Annotated in this window: 16 protein-coding genes and 1 riboswitch; of the genes, 7 read left to right on the top strand and 9 right to left on the bottom strand. The window is 61.9% G+C overall.

The genetic code is table 11. From position 1 onward, the window contains the following. Positions 1–86 precede the first annotated feature (86 nt). Positions 87–263, bottom strand: a riboswitch (M-box (ykoK) riboswitch). 375 nt (positions 264–638) lie between these two features. From ACFVY3_RS15560 to ACFVY3_RS15575, 4 genes are all read right to left on the bottom strand, one after another. Beyond that, positions 639–1,574 carry a phosphotransferase gene (locus tag ACFVY3_RS15560; protein WP_400160398.1) on the bottom strand — a complete coding sequence of 312 codons (936 nt, stop codon included), beginning with the start codon at positions 1,572–1,574 and terminating at the stop codon, positions 639–641. Positions 1,575–2,311: 737 nt separating this feature from the next. Continuing rightward, complete coding sequence (locus ACFVY3_RS15565; RefSeq protein WP_400160399.1) at positions 2,312–3,367, bottom strand: CU044_5270 family protein; 1,056 nt, start codon at positions 3,365–3,367, stop codon at positions 2,312–2,314. Next, complete coding sequence (locus ACFVY3_RS15570) at positions 3,342–3,938, bottom strand: RNA polymerase sigma factor (RefSeq protein WP_400160400.1); 597 nt, start codon at positions 3,936–3,938, stop codon at positions 3,342–3,344. Before ACFVY3_RS15570 ends, ACFVY3_RS15565 begins: the two co-directional genes overlap by 26 nt. Positions 3,939–4,273: 335 nt before the next feature. Next, entirely contained in the window at positions 4,274–4,765 is a 492-nt protein-coding gene (locus ACFVY3_RS15575) for a GNAT family N-acetyltransferase (protein WP_400160401.1), read from the bottom strand. Between the two features lie 275 nt (positions 4,766–5,040). On the opposite strand from ACFVY3_RS15575, the gene ACFVY3_RS15580 reads away from it, so the two are divergent. Then, a complete protein-coding gene (locus ACFVY3_RS15580) occupies positions 5,041–5,871 on the top strand; it encodes a hypothetical protein (RefSeq protein WP_400160402.1) in 831 nt (276 codons plus the stop codon). A 273-nt stretch (positions 5,872–6,144) separates the two neighbouring features. Here the strand turns inward: ACFVY3_RS15580 and ACFVY3_RS15585 are convergent, their stop codons facing one another. Beyond that, positions 6,145–6,684 carry a hypothetical protein gene (locus ACFVY3_RS15585; RefSeq protein ID WP_400160403.1) on the bottom strand — a complete coding sequence of 180 codons (540 nt, stop codon included), beginning with the start codon at positions 6,682–6,684 and terminating at the stop codon, positions 6,145–6,147. Next, entirely contained in the window at positions 6,681–7,562 is an 882-nt protein-coding gene (locus ACFVY3_RS15590) for a hypothetical protein (RefSeq protein ID WP_400160404.1), read from the bottom strand. Before ACFVY3_RS15590 ends, ACFVY3_RS15585 begins: the two co-directional genes overlap by 4 nt. A 496-nt stretch (positions 7,563–8,058) precedes the next feature. Between ACFVY3_RS15590 and ACFVY3_RS15595 the strand changes: the two genes are divergently transcribed. Beyond that, positions 8,059–8,385: an Lsr2 family protein gene (locus ACFVY3_RS15595; protein ID WP_400160405.1), complete on the top strand. Its 327-nt coding sequence runs from the start codon at positions 8,059–8,061 to the stop codon at positions 8,383–8,385. 518 nt (positions 8,386–8,903) lie between these two features. On the opposite strand, the gene ACFVY3_RS15600 is transcribed toward ACFVY3_RS15595, so the two are convergent. From ACFVY3_RS15600 to ACFVY3_RS15610, 3 genes are all read right to left on the bottom strand, one after another. Then, positions 8,904–9,485 carry a recombinase family protein gene (locus tag ACFVY3_RS15600; protein ID WP_400160406.1) on the bottom strand — a complete coding sequence of 194 codons (582 nt, stop codon included), beginning with the start codon at positions 9,483–9,485 and terminating at the stop codon, positions 8,904–8,906. A gap of 778 nt (positions 9,486–10,263) precedes the next feature. Continuing rightward, entirely contained in the window at positions 10,264–10,803 is a 540-nt protein-coding gene (locus tag ACFVY3_RS15605; protein WP_400160407.1) for a DUF3105 domain-containing protein, read from the bottom strand. A 156-nt stretch (positions 10,804–10,959) separates the two neighbouring features. Continuing rightward, entirely contained in the window at positions 10,960–12,147 is a 1,188-nt protein-coding gene (locus ACFVY3_RS15610; RefSeq protein WP_024366863.1) for a TDT family transporter, read from the bottom strand. Between the two features lie 106 nt (positions 12,148–12,253). On the opposite strand from ACFVY3_RS15610, the gene ACFVY3_RS15615 reads away from it, so the two are divergent. From ACFVY3_RS15615 to ACFVY3_RS15635, 5 genes are all read left to right on the top strand, one after another. Then, a complete protein-coding gene (locus ACFVY3_RS15615; protein WP_024366864.1) occupies positions 12,254–13,207 on the top strand; it encodes a LysR family transcriptional regulator in 954 nt (317 codons plus the stop codon). A gap of 177 nt (positions 13,208–13,384) precedes the next feature. Beyond that, complete coding sequence (locus ACFVY3_RS15620; protein WP_400160449.1) at positions 13,385–13,990, top strand: recombinase family protein; 606 nt, start codon at positions 13,385–13,387, stop codon at positions 13,988–13,990. Between the two features lie 41 nt (positions 13,991–14,031). Continuing rightward, entirely contained in the window at positions 14,032–15,459 is a 1,428-nt protein-coding gene (locus ACFVY3_RS15625) for a Mu transposase C-terminal domain-containing protein (protein WP_237739580.1), read from the top strand. Continuing rightward, positions 15,456–16,268 carry an AAA family ATPase gene (locus tag ACFVY3_RS15630; protein WP_024366866.1) on the top strand — a complete coding sequence of 271 codons (813 nt, stop codon included), beginning with the start codon at positions 15,456–15,458 and terminating at the stop codon, positions 16,266–16,268. Before ACFVY3_RS15625 ends, ACFVY3_RS15630 begins: the two co-directional genes overlap by 4 nt. Positions 16,269–17,190: 922 nt before the next feature. Then, positions 17,191–17,649: a cyclase gene (locus ACFVY3_RS15635; RefSeq protein WP_400160408.1), complete on the top strand. Its 459-nt coding sequence runs from the start codon at positions 17,191–17,193 to the stop codon at positions 17,647–17,649. Positions 17,650–18,333 lie beyond the last annotated feature (684 nt).

Consider the following 18,333-nt stretch of genomic DNA (forward strand, 5'->3'; position numbering starts at 1 on the left):
AGGAGGGGGTACTATCGCCACTCGCCACGGCGAACCACCTCCTGGGCATCGACATCGTGTGCCTGCAGAGGCTCGGTCAGAGCGACCGGGCCCTTCCTCGTAAGACCTTCAGCACTCCGCGTCGTGACCCCCGGGCCAATGCCGGGGGAGCCAATCGGGGTTGCCCCTTAGTCCGGGGGAACCTGTCCTGACCCGTGGCGTCTCTCGACGTTGGGGGTCGCTGGCGTTTGTACGCGAAGGAGCCTCAGCTAACAAACGGCACCTTGCGTCGCTCATGATACACACAAAACCTTAAGCAAAAATGACAAGCTGCCGGCCGTCTCCAACGGGCCGGTCCTGTCCCCGATTTCGCATCCGTTCCCAGGACGGAATATAGCCGCCCCTGGGCCAGCACTCTCCTGAGCATGTCTCATAAAACAACAGCTTCCTGAGACGCCAGTACATTTCCAGTGACCGGACGACCGGCCGCGATGGACCAGTAGAGCGGTGTCTCGGAAAGTTGTCCCACCGTGTTCCATCTCGCCGGCGCTGGATTGCTGACTTTGCAAGACAGAGAGCGACGACGCCTCACTACTGTCGGAAGCCGTGATTGTCGGCGGTAAAGGGTGGTTCTTCATGGCGCTGTTTGTCGGGCGACTTCATCGGATGCCTGCAAGACGGAGTCTCGCAGGCGCTTGGTTTGTCAGTTCGCTTAGCGCGGTCGGTGGTGATTTGAAGAGGCTCTCACCCCTGGCATTGTGGAGAGCGGGCCAAAGACTTGCTGCCCACGCTATCTCCCTCTCTTCATGGGTGAATCGCCGGCCCGTGGCTTCTTCGTAGCGGTCTATGAAGGCTTCGGAGGCTTCCATGGGTGCGAGTGTCGGAATGGTGGTGCTCGTGAATGCCCCGGAGGCTGCACCGACTATCGCGGCTTCTGGAAGTGCTACGAGGCTGTCCCAGTCGTGAACCGTCGTGGGGGAGGTGCCCTGCCATCGAAGGTTCTGGCTCTCCCAGTCTCCATGGCCAACAACGAGCGGAAGTGTGGTCTGGGTGAGTCGTTCGGAGACGCTACGGGCGATGGCGTTCACACGCTCTGGTACAAGGTTCTGGTCCATGGCGTCAATGGCTGGATTCGGCGGCCACAGGCTCCCCGTAGGAGGGTTCCAGGAGATCCATGGTGGCGGCGCGCCCAAACCCGTTGGCGCCTCTCCTTCGAGGATTGCCACTAAGCGTGCCAGGAGGGAAGCGGACCGAGCAGCGAAGTCGTGGTCGCTGCCGGCGTACATCTGGCCACTGGAACGCCAGGACTCAGCGTGAACAACCATGTCAGCTCTGAGCCGGTGTGCAGCTGTCAGGGGGCGGGCGCACGGAAACCCGGCGTCGGCCGCGAATGCCTGCAGTTGAAGGCACCTGTCGATTCTCTCCAGGGACTCGGGCCGGACTTTCACGGCCACGGCTTCGCCTCGGTTGGAATCGAAGCGGAACAGATCCGACATCTGGCCCCCGGCCTCAGGCAGGACCGGCGTGAGCTGGCCATGACCGAAGGCTTGAAGACACCACGCTTCCACGTCTTTGCGCATCGAGACAGCGACCATCGCCTGATCGTACAGAAGATAGACCGCACCCCGATTCCGTGCCGCTCTCCGGAACCAGCAAAAACGACTGTATTTGTGGGCTGGTTTGACCTGCCGCGTACCCCCGGCGAACGCGAGTCAATCCCAGGGCATCGGAGTGCGGGCCGAGCAACCGGGTTGCCCCTTTCCAGGCCAGTCGCGTCCGAAGGAGCGGTTGCACGGACACCGTTTAGGGGTGTTCGGGTTCTTCAGCACCCGGAAGCGCGCGGGCTTGACCGTGGGACTATAGTCGAGGGTTGCCCCAACCAGCACGGCGTGTGCAGCTTCGCTGACGAATAGCTCCGCGCCGGGGCACCCGTATTTGGCATCAGAGTCAGAGCCGGGGCCTCGGGTGAAGACATAAGTGTTTCCGCAACAGCCTCCGTCCTGGATGTCCACCCGTGCTCGCCCTCCCATCAATTCCAACTGCCGAATGGCCGTGGCTGTAACGGTAAATGGTGGGAAAACGGTCTCTGCCATAGCGGAAACTCTAAACGAGGCTGAAGTGGGGGACGTGTCATTCGCTGCATGCAGTGCCGCCAGATCGTCACCAATCCGATCGTCAAAACCGACCTTTACCGAGTCTCGCGTGCTCCGAAACTTCTGCGCGACGACTTTTGACTCGTTTGGCGGGATGAGTTGCGGCTTTGGATTTGGTTCAGATTGATTGCTGGCCGCCCGGGTGTGGCCTCCGGGCGGCCATTCTCGTTCAGTCGAGGCTACGGGGCAGAGTTCACTACGGATGTCTGCACGGAGGTCCACGACGTCGCTGTTCCGGCCGGGAAATCAGCCGTGGCCTTGAGCGAAACATTCCGTTCTCCGATCATCAACCCGGTGGCCGGGTCGATGATGATTTCCTGCCGCCCGCCTCCGTCCGGAGACTGGATTCCTATGGCTACACCGGTCTTGCCATTGAGTGTTGCCTGCTTGTCCACGACGGCTACACCTGGGATGAGGGCTGCCGCCTTGTATAGGGCAGCGCGCAGGTCTGCGGGAACGACTCCGGTGCGCAGGCCATCCGCGATGGTGATCAATGCTTCCATCTCAGGCGAGGGGCCGGCGCCCTTAGTGCGTTCCTGGATGAGGTTTAGGAGCGCCCGTGGATCCCTGGGCAGGCTGCCGGCCTCGGTGAGGGGCGTGCCGATAATGACTGTTGGTTTGTTCCCGTAAAAGGCGCCGCCCGGGGCGCGCTGAATGCCGACAATCGAGGGTTGACCTGCCGGCCGCCCCTGGTCTTTTTTCTGTCTCTGGACGGCGTCAGCTTTGGCGGCGTCGCTGACGGGCTCAAGGGGAACGCGCTCTTCGCGGTTCCAAACCCATTCCCCATTTCGGTCTGCTGGCACATAGACCTGGCCTCCGGTCTTATCCAGCCACGCATCCTGGGTTCCATCGGCGGCTACTGAGCCGCTGGAGTAGACGGCCGTGGTTTCGATCTTCAGGTATTGACCGGGTCCCACTATCGGGTCGGAGGTCTGGATGGTGGCTGCCGCGGCGTTGTTCAGGATCTCGGCTGCTTCGGCAGTTGCTCCGGGTTGGTTCGGCAGGACGACTTCGGCCGCTACGATGCCGCCGACGAGGAGGGCGGCGGCTGCCGAGACCATGAGGATGCGGCGTCGGACGCGGAAAGGACTCACCTTGGCCAGTTCGTGTGTGCGGGCCGCTGCCTCGGGACGGGAACTGGCGTCGATGCTGGCCATGAGCTTGTTGCGGCCGCGGGCCAGGGTGGCGGGCGGGGCGGACCCGATGTCGCTACGCATTTCGCGGAGCAGCTGCAAGTCGTCCATTGTCGTTCTCCGTTTCATCAAGTAGTTCGAGGTTCAGTTGGGTTCGCAGGGTTCGACGCGCACGGTTCAGGCGGGACCGCACGGTTCCCACTGGGACGTCCATGGCCGACGCGATGCCTTCATAGGTCAGGTCAGCCCAGGCATAGAGCAGTAGTGTTTCCCGATCGATAGCGGTCATGGCCTTCAGGCTCATGGCGATGCGCCCGGTCGCCGCCACGGCGTCCACTTGGGCAGCAACCCGATCCGAATCGTCGGCCAAGGCCTCTCGTGATGCAGCTTTAGCAGCGACCTTGAGCATCTTGGTTTCGGCGCGGTGATGTCGGCGGAGGAGATTGGTGGCGATGCCGAACAACCACGGGCGGGCGTCATCCCGGTCGAGGTCGTAGGCGTCGAGTTGTTCCCAGGCCACCAGAAATGTCTCTGACGTGACGTCGTCGGCGGCGAACTCGCCGGCTCGTCTGGCGGCGTATCTGTAGATGACTGAGGCGTGTCTGTCGTACAACTCCCCGAAAACCGCGGGGCTGTCCCGGGACCGCCTGATGATGTCGCTGTCTGTGCTCACACTATGTATTGCCCGTTGACCGCAGAAGGGTTCACGGAGCGTCCCCTTCTTCCCGCCCAGTGGATCTCCGACGAAGCGTACCGGTGGACGACGGGCGGACTGCTCGGCCGTTCCGACTCTGGCCTATGTCTGTCCAAAATACGTGTCAAGAACGACCGTTTGTGGGACGGGCTTGTGGTAGTAACAGAGGAGAGGCCGGCCGGAGCGCAGTTTTCCAGCTGTTTTAAGGCAGATCCGTAGCAGGTCGAAAACGGTTGATTCTGATCACGATCTCGTCTAGCAACGTGGGTGGTATCCGCCGCACGAAGCTGACTGGATGGGCTCCTCCAGTGCACTTACCACCGGAGCGTCTTCGCCATCAGCCATGCGGGTCGCATCGAATGAGCCCTGCTGGGCTCCATAAAGTTGTATCCGTTGTTGCGGTAAAACTGTATAAGCCTCTCTACATCTCCGGTCTCGTCCGGATGCACCACCACGAGGTCCCGCCCCGCCCGCATGGCGTCGGCCTCAAAAGCCCCTAAGAGTAGGCTTCCCATACCGCCGGATTGTCTCTGCGAATCCACGTACAACTTCACTATGTAAGAGCAGACCCATGACTCAGGACGGTGCTCATACGCTGCGAGATTCCCCCAGGCCCCTGAGCGATGGCTCCCGGAAATCCACCCAAGTATCCCGTCCCCATCCTCAGCCACGAACTCACGCTCACTGACTCTTCCACGCCGCTCCCGGTACCTCCACCCGTTGTCCCGGTCCCAAGGGGAAATGAGCCTACCAATGGCTTCCTGGTCTTTCCGGACCGCTGGCCGGACTCCCACTCCCATGCCCATCAACGTGCCCTCCGGGCAGCGTGCCGCTTCGCCGTCTTGGCCATAGGCTTGAACTGCCGTGCGCCATCACCTGATGTGCGGTTGATCCATACCTGATCCCGAAATTTGCTCACTGCGCAAGTCTGCCTGACGAGGTGCTTACTCCTAGGAAAGGCCATCTAAAAAAGTTGTTAAGGTTGCCGCAGCGCACCTCTCGGCCTTCGGGCAGAATGGCTTCATGTGCCGGGCCCGCGGGACGGGCGCCAACTTCAATTCCAGACGGGAACACCTACGTCGTGAAGCTACCCCGCGAATTTTCACTGTCACAGGCCAGAATCAGTCGTGCTCAGGACAACATCAAGGAGTTTGCCCAACTCCTCAGCGGATACCTTGAAGGAGGCCCGGCGAGGATACGCGTCGACATCGACGACCGAGGTCGTGGGGCCATCAAGGTTGAGCGCAGCGAACCCATCCCTGACCAGCTGTCCATCCTCCTGGGTGAAGCACTGCAAAACCTGCGCGCCGGCCTGGACAACTGCCTCTACGCGGTAGCTATCATCGACTCTGGAACTAACCCACCTCCAGGAGCGTCCCAGCTTCAATGGCCCATCGCGCTTACACCCAAGGAGTGGGCCGCGAACAAGAAACGGATTCAGCACCTTTCTCCGCACCTGGTCGATGCCCTGCACCGCATCCAACCCTTCCAAGCGGAGAGCCCCGGGTGGAATTGCCTTCGCATCCTGCACGATTTGGCGCGCATCGATCGACACCGGGCCGCCCACGAACTCGCGATGCGGCCGGAAAAGGTCATAGGAACATACGACAAGAAGGTCATCCGCGATTTGAAGATCAACGACGGCGCCCTCGACGACGAGGGCATCGTGGTTACCTTCACCAAAGTTGGTGGTGACGAGCTGACACCGCAGTTGCTGGACCTGCAGTTCGAGTTCGATATTGATGTCCGTGACGTCGAGCTGGCCCCACATATCGTGACGGGCAAACCCTCCCGGCCCTGGGGGTCGTTGGACAATCGCTTGAAGATGATGTGCGTTGCCGTCGAGGACTATGCTGACGGTTTGGTAGAGCTGGCCCACCACCCTGGGTTGGAACGGGCCGTGCAGGATTAGCTGATCGTTTGGATTCGCCCACGTCGTGGTCCGAAATGACCGCCGCAACGATCGGGGCATCTCGGGTGGCCCGTCGACGGACGCCGCCGACACGTGACAGGGGCGCCCTGCTCCTTACCCCAAACGCATACGATGTGAGGAAATGGCTGCTGGCTTGAACCATGGCGTTGCGTTGTGCATACTGGTGATTGTCTGGAGCGTTGAGTTCCAGGAAGTGAGCCCGAGACCCGGCCGGACGACCGTGGCGCTCGGGCTTCGCGCGTATCCAAGCAGTTACACCTCGCGGATTTCCCGCACGACGGGGCGGATGCGGGCGCGCCACTCGCCCCCGCGCGCCCAGCACCAAGCGACCGCGTCAGGAAGGGCAAGGAGCAGTTCAGTATTCCGGTGGACGTGATCGTAGCTCAACCGGTCTTGGACGCCAGCGGCTCTTGTTAGCTCGATCATCTGTTGGCGATCCCAGCTGCGCAGGGACTCGTCGAGGTCGAACACGATTTTTGCCTGTGGATGCCGGGCGGCGTCCTCGACGAGCGCTTCTAGGCAACGGGCGCGTCGTTCCTTCTCGGTGCCGGACCGGCCGGCGTCGTAGACCGTCGCTTGAACCCCGAGCATTTCCCCCATCCGGAGGATCGTGTCGGCGATCTCGCGCCTACGGGACGGGCTCTCGGCGTTCATGTGCAAGCCTCTCTGGCGGGGAAGGACGAGAGTACTAAGTTCCTTTCGGGAGAGTGTGAGTTCCGAGCGGGTGCCGGTCGCTGCCGCAATGAGGTATCCCTTTGCTTTGGTCTCGTCTACGTAGATGTGGGTACTCACAGTGCTTCCTCGGTCGTCTTTTTCGTGTTCTTTGGGGGTCTCTTCTTCCCCGTCGATTTAGGCGCTTTGTGGTGTGCGGGAGCTGTCCTTGCCCCGAGCTCGGCCTGCGCTTTACGCTGGATCTCTGCTCTTGCGTCTTTGCTGAATGGGCCGGAGAGGCTATACCAGTGGCGTTTTGTCGTCCCGGACGCCGATAAGGGAGCCTTGATCCATTCCACGGTCTCGAAGAGCAAGCCTTGGTCTCGCAGGTCCTCGATGCCGGATTCGACCGATCGGGGTGAAAGGCCGTACCAGTCAGCTGTGCCTTGGTTGGTCAGCCAGACGGTGTCCTTGTCGCTGGTCTCGCCCGCGATGATAAGGAGCATGGCAAGACCAGGCATGCTGAGCCGTTCGAACCACTCTTCAGTCCAGAATTCAGGCGGTAGGACGAAATAGGTCTCACGCCGGTCGCCTTTAACGAGCCCCGGTTTGGAGTATTTGGCCTTACCGTCCTCCCGGCGCGGTATGACTACCACGCCACGGGACAATCGTCGGCGTTCGACGAGCCCACGCCGTTCGAGGTCCGACCAGGCTGCGGACACGTTTGTCGCTGTCCAGTTCCGGCCGCGATCTGTAGACAGTGCCCGGGCCCAGACTGCCGCGGCCAGCGGTTCGTCCCGGGTTTCCAACCAGGGCCAGGCAGTTAGAAGCAGCAGATACAGTTGTACGGAGCGGCGTTTGCGCTCTGTCACCATCGGCCCGAGCACGCTGGGACGGTGCTCCGAGTCGTCCGGGAGCTGCCGGAAGATGTGCCGGACCACGGTGTACCCGCGGCCGGAAACCTTCAGCAGGTACTCGCGCGTCTCGGCGGGTGAGGAGATGACCGTGTTCGAAATCATGGCTCAAGAATACGCGTCCATCGAGAATCCCAATACTCGCAGAAATAGCTCGCGAATATTCGTTTCATGCCTGTCTATGCGACATCGCTATGCTACCCCTCGATGCGATACCGCTGATGCAATACCCTGCGACACTTCAAACCACATTAAGGTCTGACTTCATACGTGCGGTGCCCCTGAGTGGGGGGGCTCGGTCTGTGCCCCGCATCAATCCAAGTTTTAATCCTTAATTTCCGCCCCCTTGCCGAACGGCAATGCAGCGGCTCATGAATGCCGGAACACCTGCTGGGCCTATCCTTCGGACAGCAATGCACAGCTGCAGAACTCGAGTGCGGAACGTCCGAGGGGATTTTTGGTCAAAAACCGGGAAGAGCCGAGTTTCGAGGCAGCCGGCGGGGACAAGAGGTAATGAACCGCGAGTTTGAAATAGTGTTGAGCTCAAAGACTGGCGTTGGCACGGGGGAGCAACACCGCTAATCCGAGCAAAGGAACCCCATTGGCCCGCAAAGTTCATGTTCAGTTGATCGACGACATTTCAGGTGAGGACGCCCAGGAGTCCGTTCGTTTCGCCCTGGATGGTGTCGAGTATGAGATCGACCTGGCAGAAGAGAACGCAGTCGGCCTGCGTAAAGCGCTGGAACCCTACATTGCCCACGGCAGGCGTGTTCGTGGCGCTGCAACGGGCCAGAAGAGCCGGGGAACGACGTCCAGTCGCGAGGAGACGCAGCGGATCCGGGAGTGGGCCGTTTCCAACGGTTACAACCCCAGCGCGCGCGGCCGGATCAGCCAGGACATTTTGAAGGCCTACAACGACGCTAACTGACCGGCGGTACGGGGTCCGCCTTCGACGTAGCTCCGTTTCTCCGCTACGGGGCCTTCGGGGTTGACTGTTTATCCGCTTCTCCAGATGCCCTCGCAGCGGCCGGGCCCGCTGGTACCGTTCAACGATGGGACCATTAACAAAGCTGCCGGACCCGTGCTCGTCTTCCTGTCCGGATTCATGCCCTGGGCGTTGTTGTGGCCATCGATCGGAGCGATCCAAGCATTTCTCGTTGGCGTCGTCGTGGCGGTGGCGGCTGGGTTCGTATTGAAGCGCCCGGGGAAGCAGACCGAACGGTGAGTTTCTTGAGAGGGGCCCTCATTGGGCTGGCTGCCTTCTTGCTGCTCAGCGCCGTTGGAGCAATGCTGTACGGCCGCATCGAGGTGTGGCCAACCGATGTTGTCATGATCCTGGTCATTAGTTCGATGGTCTTCGGCGGACGGAAGGCTGCCCAAGGCCGGGGCCGGGGCTGAAGGATCTGACAATCTCCCTAAACGGGAGTCTCCGATGCCCGATGCCCGTCAGGTCGAGATCGATTGGGAGCGCCGGTAGAACGTTGCCCGGGACATTCCGAGGTCGCGGGCGACCTGTGCAGCTGGTGCGCCGCCTTCGACCAGACGCATCGCGCTTTGGATCTGACTGTCTGTAATCCTGCGGGGCCGGCCGCCAAGGTCCTGCCCGGCTTGTCGTCGTTTGTTGATGGAGTCGGTGACGCGTTCGCGTTTGATCTCGTGTTCCATCTGGGCGAGAGCGGCCATGACGGTAAACAGCATCGACCCCATGGGTGTCGAGGTATCGACGTCGCCCCCGCCGAGGTTCAGGACTCGGAGGCCGGCTCCGCGGGTCCGAAGCGCTTCGGCGAAGGCGAGCATGTTTTGCGTGGATCGTCCGAGCCGGTCCAGTGTGGTGATGACGAGGGTGTCGCCTTCGACGAGCGAGTCCAGTGCCCGGTCGAACTGCGGCCGAGATGACCGGGCGCCGGAGACGCCGTGGTCGATGTAGAGGTCGTCCCGTCGAACGCCGGCGGCCAGAAGGTCTGCCTCTTGCCGGTCGGTGGACTGTTGCCGCGTCGAAACGCGCGCGTAGCCGATGAGTTTCGCCATGTCTGTCCTCAAGGTGTCTCATAACTAATGGTGAGTACATCGATTCAAGCAGATGGTTACGAGACGTAGTTATGAGATCGCGGGCGGTGGGAAGTTTCCCGAGAATCAGCGGGTTTAGGAGCGCTGCCGTTCCGGATCTGGCGGGGTCCGGTGAGACGTCTCGTATCCCATGGGTTTTGAGACGCCAGAGGCTAGAACGAACGCGGGGCTGGTCCTTGAACCCAGGATCGGGCAATCCCCCGAGTGGAGCGGCCAAGTCAGGGAGCGTCGGCCGGACCGCGGATTCGAACGGTGAGTTTCCTAACCCAGGATTCCTCGATCAATGAGGCCCAGGAATTTTCCGACCTCTTGTTCGATCGTCTGCCTGGCAGAGGCAGTTACGTCCTTCCCCGCAGACAAGACAAATGGCAGTTCAAGCTCATAGATGGCGACGAGAAGGCTGATGATCTCGTCCCCCCAAGGGCTTGTGTTTACCTCGACAGCAACTCGTGGTGAAACGTAGAAATCCTCTGGTTTCATTACGGAACAACCACTGATGGCGTTGAGGGGGTAAAGAAGAGGGCTTCCCTCGTCGAGGTCGTCAACGAGACAGTCGGCGTAATCGAAGAAACCGAATGTGTCGCCGGCTATGTGTGACTTTTAGTCGGAGTTGGCGGTTAAATCGCAGTTTAGATTGGCGGTTTGTCGTCCCGCCAGGGAGCCATCAACGGGTGAGCGGCAGTTCATGGGACAGCGCGCATTGGGGGCTGACCGGTCGAGCGGCGGTATGTCTCCTGATTTATCCGTTGACTCCGCCGCTGCAGGTCTCGCCGGGTTCGGGTGTCTGCGGACCCTGCTGAAATGCTTTGATGAATGCGAACAGCCGCGGATCTGCCGGGTCTGTGACGCTTAGTTGTTTTCCCCAGGCGGTTGCTTCGATGAGGGATCCCTGTCCGGGAAAGGGACTGACCAACACGTGGCTCTGGTTGGTTGCAAGCCGGGCGAGTTTGGCGATGTCATCGGCGGGAAGCCCGGGTTGGTAGCTGATCCAGACGGCACCGTGTTCAAGGGAGTGCACTGCCCGGGTTTCCTGCACGGGCCGGTCGTAGGCTCCGCAGTTCGTCCACACCGGTGAGTGGTCTCCGCCGACGCCGGGACGTTGCGGATAGGTCGCCGCGGTCTGGACGTGGTTCCTGCTCAGGCCGGCATAGCTGATGACTCCTTCGATCACGGTCGGGCCCTTCTCTGCTGACGGGGTCGGTTGACCGCTGCCGTTTGCGGTGAGCCCGTAGGTGAGCGCGCCGGCTGCGAGGAGGAGTGGCACGCCGACGGCGATCAATGGCCGCTGCAATCGGGCGGGCGACCTGGACCCTTTTGTGTTGGTGGGTGAGCGTTGCTGTGAACCGGGTGTTGACCGGGGTTTCATGAGGCCACCTTCGGGCGCTGTTAACGGTTGCTTGTTTGCGTGACGGGTTGCTGGTCCGCTGCGGCCCGCCTACGGTGCGGTCGTGGCAGGCTTCTGGAAGAGGGTGCCTTCGAGGATGCTGCCGTGGAAGGTCCGCGCGGCGACGATGATCCACGCGGCGACCAGCAGGGTGTAGCCTGCGACGGCCATTGCGTCGAACACGGCGAGGTGGGTGTGGGCGGCGAGGCCGGTCAGGCCGGTGACGCAGGTTCCGATGGGGAAGGTGAAGGACCACCAGGTCAGGGAGAACGGCAGGCCCCGACGGGCGGTGCGGATCGTGATGGCGGTTGCGAGGGCGGCCCACATGAGCGCGAAGCCCAGAACCGGCACCCCGTACAAGACGCCGAAGGCTTCCATCGCCCGGGCCAGGGTCCCGGACACGGCGAGGTGGGCGTTCCCGCCCAGGAGGTTCGCGGCGGTGATGGACTGGCCCAGCGGGCCCAGCACGATCCACAAGGTGGGCACTGCCGCGGCGGCCCCGATCTTGTGCCCGGCGAGGCGGTTCCAGATCAGTGTGGTGATGATGATGGAGGCCAGCAGGCTCAGTCCGAACATCGCGTAGCAGCCCATCAGCAGGGTCAGGCGTGCTTGCCCGGCCGGGACGTAGGGCAGCAGCAGGGCCCCGGTGGAAGCCGAAACCATGGGCGGGACGACGGGCATAAGCCAGCCGCCGAACGCACTGTCCTGTGTGACCTGATGCCGGGTGAACTGCAGGTACGGGACAGCGACGGCGCTGGCCAGCCCCAGAAGGGTCCCGGCGATCCACAGCACCGCATCGATGCCGAGTGCCAGCTGTTCGCCCAGGACGTCTTTGCCCAGCAGCAGGGTACCGGCGCCGACGGTGAGCAACGCCATGGGCGGTGCGCCGTAGAAGTGCGCCATCACCGGATGGCCGTGGTGGCTTCGGGCGGTTTCCCGGTGCCGGATCCAGTGCACCCCGGTCGCGGCACTCAGCAGGATCAGCAGCAGGGACGCCAGAGCCCAGACGACGGTGGCGCCAGTGCGCAGGCCGGGAAACTGCAGGGGCAGCGTCGCGGCCGCGGTCGCGACGATCCCGGTACCCATGATGGAGGCGAACCAGTTCGGGGTCAGGTTCGCGAACAGCTCCGAGGACCTATCCAGACGGCGCAGGACGCGCCGGCCCCCAGTACGGCGACCATGGGTCTGTGCCGGTGGTGTGGAGTGGTGTTCGTCGGCGGTCAGCAGCAGAGATTCCATACCTTCCATGCTCCCGGACCGGGACCTGCCGCAGTAGGGGGCATACACTTGTCAGGGTACAAGCCGGACTTGTATCACATGTGACGTTTCTGAAGGAGATTCCCCGATGCTCAGCCCCCGGATACCGGATCTCTCCGCCCTGGAAATGCTCGCCGCGGTCCATGATCTGGGATCCCTCTCCGCCGCCGGGAAACGCCTTGGACTGTCCCAGCAGGCTGTCTCCTCCCGGATGCGTTCCCTGGAGTCCCAGATCGGATCCGCCCTGCTGACCCGGACACCGCGGGGATCCACCCTGACAGAATCAGGTGCACTGGTCGCAGGGTGGGCGGCGGAGGTCCTCGCAGCCGCGGAACGCCTGGACGCCGGAATCGCCTCGCTCCGATCCGACACCGCCCGGCAACTGAAGGTCGCGGCCAGCCAGACCATCGCCGAACACCTGCTGCCGCTCTGGCTGGTCGCGCTGCGCCGCCAGCAGGAGAGCCTCGGACTCGTCCCCACCGTCGTGGAGTTGACGGTGAACAACAGTGAAGCCACCGTAGCCCTGGTCCGATCCGGACAGGCAGCCATCGGCTTCATCGAAAGCCCGCACCTCCCCCCGGACCTGAGCGCAGCGGCGGTACAGAACGATGACATGGTCCTGGTCGTCGCCCCGGAGCACCCCTGGGCCCGGCGCCGGACCCCCGTCACAGCAGCCGAACTGGCAGCAACCGCGCTGGTCACCAGGGAACACGGCAGCGGCACCCGGGACGCCCTCGAGCACCTGCTCACCGCCGCAGGGGCCCCGCCCCTGGCAGATCCGCTGGTGGAACTCTCCACGACGGCGGCCGTCCGCTCCGCCATCGCAGCCGGCACGGCCCCCGGAGTACTCAGCGCACTGGCCGTCCGCGACGACCTCGCCCTGCAACGGCTCATCGCCGTTCCCGTCCGCGGGCTACCCCTGCGCCGCACCCTGACCGCCCTTTGGCAGACCGGCCCCACACCACCGCCCGGACCGGCCCGTGACCTGGCAGCCATCGCCGCCAGAGCTGTCCCGGGAGCCGGCACCCGCCGTAAGTCATGAAACCAGGCGACTTCGCGAAGTAGGGAGGTTGGGCTGCCTAAAACGACCGTATCTGCTACAAACCAGCCGACTCAATGAAGAGATTCGATGCACCCCCGAATTTTGTAGCGGAACCCAGTGCCGGATTCTATGTGCCGGTTCTTCTGCTGGTTGACGGGTATTGGTACATTTGGGCGCATGGGACATCTGTTGGGCTATGCCCGGGTATCGACCGGGGACCAAGACGCGGCTCTGCAGCAGGACGCGTTGAAGGCGGCCGGCTGCTACCGCATCTTCACGGACACGGCTTCCGGGTCTCTGGAGTCCCGGCCGGAACTGACCAAGGTTCTGGATCAGCTACGGCCCGGGGACACTTTGGTTGTGTGGCGGCTGGACCGGCTTGGCCGGTCCATCCGACACCTGATTGACCAGCTGGCCGATCTCCAGGAGCGTGGCATCGGGTTCCGGTCCCTGCAAGAGGCGATCGATACAACTTCCTCGGGCGGACGTCTCGTTTTCCATGTGTTTGCGGCGCTGGCGGAGTTCGAGCGGGATCTGATCCGTGAGCGGACTAACGCAGGGCTTCAGGCGGCACGGGCTCGCGGGCGCGTTGGTGGCCGGCCCCCGTTGCTGACCAAGGACAAGCTCCGGACCGCCCGCCGGATGTATGAGCAGAAGGACATGACGGTCGAGAAGATCGGCGAGGTTCTGGGCGTCAGCCGGACCACCGTCTACCGGGCACTCCGGCGCGAACCGGCCCCTGCCGTGCCGCGGCGCCGTTCAGGGCAGAAAACAGTCCGGTGACGGCCGGAGGCAGCGGCACCCTCACCGGTAACACTGCCTCCATGCCTGACCAGACAGCGTTTATGCGCTGGCGGATCCTGCGCCGGCATATCGAAGACGGCGTGCCCCTTACTGCCCTTGCTGAGCACGAAGGCATCGGACTTCGGACACTGCAGCGCTGGCACGCGGCCCACAAACGCAACGGCATCGCCGGACTGGCTACTGCAAACCGAGGGACCACCCGACGCAGAAGCACCTCCGAGCTTGTCGCACTCGTCGAAGGCCTGGCATTGGTGAAACCGCCCCTGTCTGTGGCTGCCATCGCCCGCAAAGCCAACCGCGTCGCCGCCGACCACGGCTGGCCACCTCTCTCCTACAGCACCGTCCGCTCCATCACTGCGGGCGTTGACCCCGGCATGAAGACACTTGCCCAGCTGGGAACCGCCGCTTACCGGGACACCTATGAATTGGCATGGCGGCACCGGGCCGAGCGGCCGAACGCGACCTGGCAGGCAGACCACACCGAACTGGACATCCTCGTGCTGAACGCGAACATGAAACCGGCGCGCCCTTGGCTCACCACCATCGTGGACGATTACTCCCGGGCGATCTGCGGCTACACCATTTTCCTCGGGGCACCATCGGCCCTGAACACAGCATTGGCACTTCGGCAGGCCATCTGGCCCAAAGCCGGCACAGGATGGCCGATGTGCGGAATCCCCGACGTCCTCTACGTTGACCACGGCTCAGACTTCACCAGCAACCACCTCACCCAGACGGCGAAGGACCTCCACTTCGAAATCACCTACTCAACAGTCGCCAGACCCCAGGGACGCGGAAAAATTGAACGCTTCTTCAGCACCGTCAATACGGTGCTGCTGGCCGAACTGCCCGGACACCTGACCCGCGGCCACACGCCGCCCGCGCCGGTGCTGACCCTCAAAGAGCTGGATACCGCCATCGGCCGCTTCATAATCGAGGACTATCACCAGCGGAAGCATCCAGAGATCAAGGCGACCCCGCACCAAGCCTGGGTGGGGGACGGCTGGCTGCCCCGGCTCCCGGCAACCATGGACGAGCTGAACCTGCTCCTGTTGACCGTTGCCAAACCCCGGATCGTCCACCGCGACGGCGTGCACTTCCAAGGACTTAGATACGTCTCCCCACTGCTGGCCGCCTACGTCCGCGAACCCATCATTGTCCGCTACGACCCCCGGGACATCACAGAGATCCGCATATTCCACAAGAACCAGTTCATCTGCAAAGCCGTAGACCCCGACCACGAAACCTCAACCCTCACCCTCAAGGACATCCAGGCCGCACGCTCGGCCCGCCGCCGTGAACTGCGCGGACAAATAAACCAGAGCATCGCGGTCGTGGCCCGGCACTTACCGGATTTAACGACACCGAAGCCAGCTTCGGCGCTGCCCTCTGTCGAGCAACCCAAGAAGCGCCCAAAGCTACGCACATACCTGGAGGATGACCTGTGACCACGCAAAGTTTCATCGCCACGAAAGAGCACCGCCGGTTTGTGGAGTTCGCGGACGCGGTGCGCCGCCAGCACACGATCGGCATCTGCTACGGACAGGCCGGGATCGGAAAGACCCTCTCCGCCAGACGCTATGCCAACTGGCACAAGGCACAGAAGCTACTGGAGGAGTGGGGACCCCGGGAAGAATCCGATCACCAGGTCTACGCCGCACTCTCCCGCTCCCGCACCGTCTTCTACACCCCCGCCGTGCTCACCACCCCCAAACAGATCCACGCGGACATCGAGCACACCAGCACACGCGTTTCGATCTGCGTGGACCAACACCTGTCAGACATCGGCAAGGGGACAGGGCCCCACACCCGCATCAATAAACATGTCGAGCTGCTAATCATTGACGAATCAGAACGCCTCAACGCCACAGCCCTTGAACTGTTGCGCGACCGCTACGACCGCGACAGCGTGGCCCTGATCCTCATCGGCATGCCCGGGATCGAAAAATGGTTCAGCCGCTACCCGCAGCTCTACAGCCGGGTCGGATTCGCCCACGAATACCGGCCCCTCGAACAAGAAGAACTGCATTTCGTCCTGCAGCGCCGCTGGCACAAGCTAGGGCAATCCTTGGACCCGGACGACTTCACTGACGCCCAGGCAATTGCCGCCGTCGCCCGCATAACCAGGGGAAACTTCCGCCTCATCGACCGGCTCTTCATCCAGGTCGAACGCGTCATGAAAATAAACGAGCTCAACACCATCACCGACGACGTCATCGAAGCCGCACGCTCAACACTCGTCATCGGAATCACTTGAACCGCCAAACCGACCTGCAGAAAAGCCGCCATTCCGGACTAAAAGTCACACCTGGCTGCGTCATCGTGGCCTCCTCGAGGGCTGGCGAGACGTCTCGTATGCCATGAGTTTAGAGACAGTCGGGAGCGTAGCGGTTAGGGCGCCTTCATGGTGAGTTTCATCGTGCGGGGTCTTAGCCAGCGGCCGGCGGGGGACAGTCCCGCGGGGTCATCCCGGATCCAAGGAAATGGGACCTCATTGGTCAGAGGTCCCGATATTGTTTGCGAGTGAACAATCTTAACGTCCAGCCGCGCCCTCGTGTGCTCTTGGAAAACCTTCCCCCGGAGGTGTCGACCAAAGAATTCTTGGAGCTAGTACCAACGAGCAAGCTCATAACTAGCCATGAGAATGTGCATGAAGACGAGTACGACGTCCTAGTAAGGTTCGCGAACGACGCCCGTCGACCCGGCACGTGAGAGCACCGTCCTTCTCTCTGCAACGGATGGCGAGGCTCAGATGTTCGTGCCGTCCTCGCAGCAGAAGGTCGCCATCGTGACGAGCGCCCGGATCAGCTCCAACCGCGCCCCGACCCGGCATCTTGACCGGGCATTGCAGCGCCCGCCTTGCCCGGCCTCGACCCGGGCCCTCGGATTGCCAGCTCCAGGCGTCAGATAGGACTGATTGGTTCCTGATCCGAGCAAGGGCTTCGCGGGCAAATCGAATGGACTCTGACCGATTGTCAGCACCCCCAAGCTCGGAGCCGATATGCCGCGTCGTGACCGTAGGTAGCGATGCCGACTATTGACCTTACGTTGAGACAACTGGTGCAGATCCCAGCCCTCCATCTGAGGGCTAGATTTGTGAGGTCCGGGCGGAATGCGCAATGGCGTTCGACGCCTGGCATGTGGCCCACTGACCTGCGCGCGATGGCCTACCCTGAGGTATGACCGCTTACTTTGAGTGCAGAACTCGCGCAGCAATGCCCCCACACATCTTGTTTGATCGAGCGCGGAGTATCGATGTGCACAAAGAATCTCTGGCAAAATCCAAGGAAAAAGCTGTTGCGGGCATCACATCTGGACTCATCAACCTCGGAGAGGAAGTGACCTGGCGCGCATGGCATTTCGGGCTTCCTTTCCGCATGACCAGCAGGATTACCGAAATGGAGTATCCACAGTACTTCATTGATGAACAGGTTCGGGGGCCCTTTAATACTTTCCGTCATGTCCATAAGTTCCAGCGGGAAAATGATGGCACGATGATGATCGATGAAATAGAATTCGAGGCTCCGTTCGGAGCTTTAGGGCGGTTGACGGCGCGGCTAGTCCTGAAGCCATATCTGCAAGATTTGATTCAGTCCAGGAACCATTTCTTGGCGTCAGCACCAACTTCCAACTTCTGAGCGCCCTGTCAGTTCATGCGCCGCACAATCGCTCCCGCCGACAAGGCTTTCCTGCAGCCCACTTAGATCCAGGCGTGATCAGATGCCGGAGGCCCAAAACCAATGTGTGTCGTTTTGTGGCCACGAGGCAGGACATCTACCGCGCAAGCAAAGTGCGCAATCCCATACAGCAGAAAACCTCACTCAAGACAGTTCACCCGGGGGATCGACGGCCCGCATTGAAATAGCGCAGCTGGAGCGAACCGCCCCACTTTACTATTAGTGCCATCGAGGCAGCAGCACCCGCCATAACCACTCGCCAGTCAAAAAGTGGCCGCTGGTTGATAATCGCCAAAATCGCCCCTAAGACCAAAATTGACAAAAAGAAAATTGCCAATAGAGAAGTTGATATCAATTGCGCGTCTGGGCGAGAGCTTCGTCGACGGTAGCAGGCAATCAATGCCGAAATCACGAGAAAAAATGGCGCAAAGACCAAAAGTGGCCCAATAAATAGGGACGCGAACAGCAGTAAAGACGCGCTAATCAGCCATAAGGCCAAAAAGGCTCTTCCCAGATGAAGGTGTAGGTCGGCCGGGCGCGTCGGTCCGCAGATAGACGTCGAGGTCTCCCGACGATGGAGGTTCCTACGCCATCCATCCGAAAGACCTCGACGTGCCCGACGCTACCCCGCCGGCCGGCTTCGGC

The organism is Arthrobacter sp. BPSS-3 (assembly GCF_044628475.1).
In the GTDB taxonomy this organism is placed as follows: domain Bacteria; phylum Actinomycetota; class Actinomycetes; order Actinomycetales; family Micrococcaceae; genus Arthrobacter.

Excerpts from the sequence above, each read along its gene's own strand:
- ACFVY3_RS15620 (WP_400160449.1), top strand. The coding sequence starts at position 13,385 with ATGGGACATCTGTTGGGCTATGCCCGGGTATCGACCGGGGACCAAGAC.
- ACFVY3_RS15615 (WP_024366864.1), top strand. The coding sequence starts at position 12,254 with ATGCTCAGCCCCCGGATACCGGATCTCTCCGCCCTGGAAATGCTCGCC.
- ACFVY3_RS15610 (WP_024366863.1), bottom strand. The coding sequence starts at position 12,147 with ATGGAATCTCTGCTGCTGACCGCCGACGAACACCACTCCACACCACCG.
- ACFVY3_RS15560 (WP_400160398.1), bottom strand. The coding sequence starts at position 1,574 with ATGGTCGCTGTCTCGATGCGCAAAGACGTGGAAGCGTGGTGTCTTCAA.
- ACFVY3_RS15600 (WP_400160406.1), bottom strand. The coding sequence starts at position 9,485 with ATGGCGAAACTCATCGGCTACGCGCGCGTTTCGACGCGGCAACAGTCC.
- ACFVY3_RS15625 (WP_237739580.1), top strand. The coding sequence starts at position 14,032 with ATGCCTGACCAGACAGCGTTTATGCGCTGGCGGATCCTGCGCCGGCAT.
- ACFVY3_RS15635 (WP_400160408.1), top strand. The coding sequence starts at position 17,191 with ATGACCGCTTACTTTGAGTGCAGAACTCGCGCAGCAATGCCCCCACAC.
- ACFVY3_RS15575 (WP_400160401.1), bottom strand. The coding sequence starts at position 4,765 with ATGGGCATGGGAGTGGGAGTCCGGCCAGCGGTCCGGAAAGACCAGGAA.
- ACFVY3_RS15590 (WP_400160404.1), bottom strand. The coding sequence starts at position 7,562 with ATGATTTCGAACACGGTCATCTCCTCACCCGCCGAGACGCGCGAGTAC.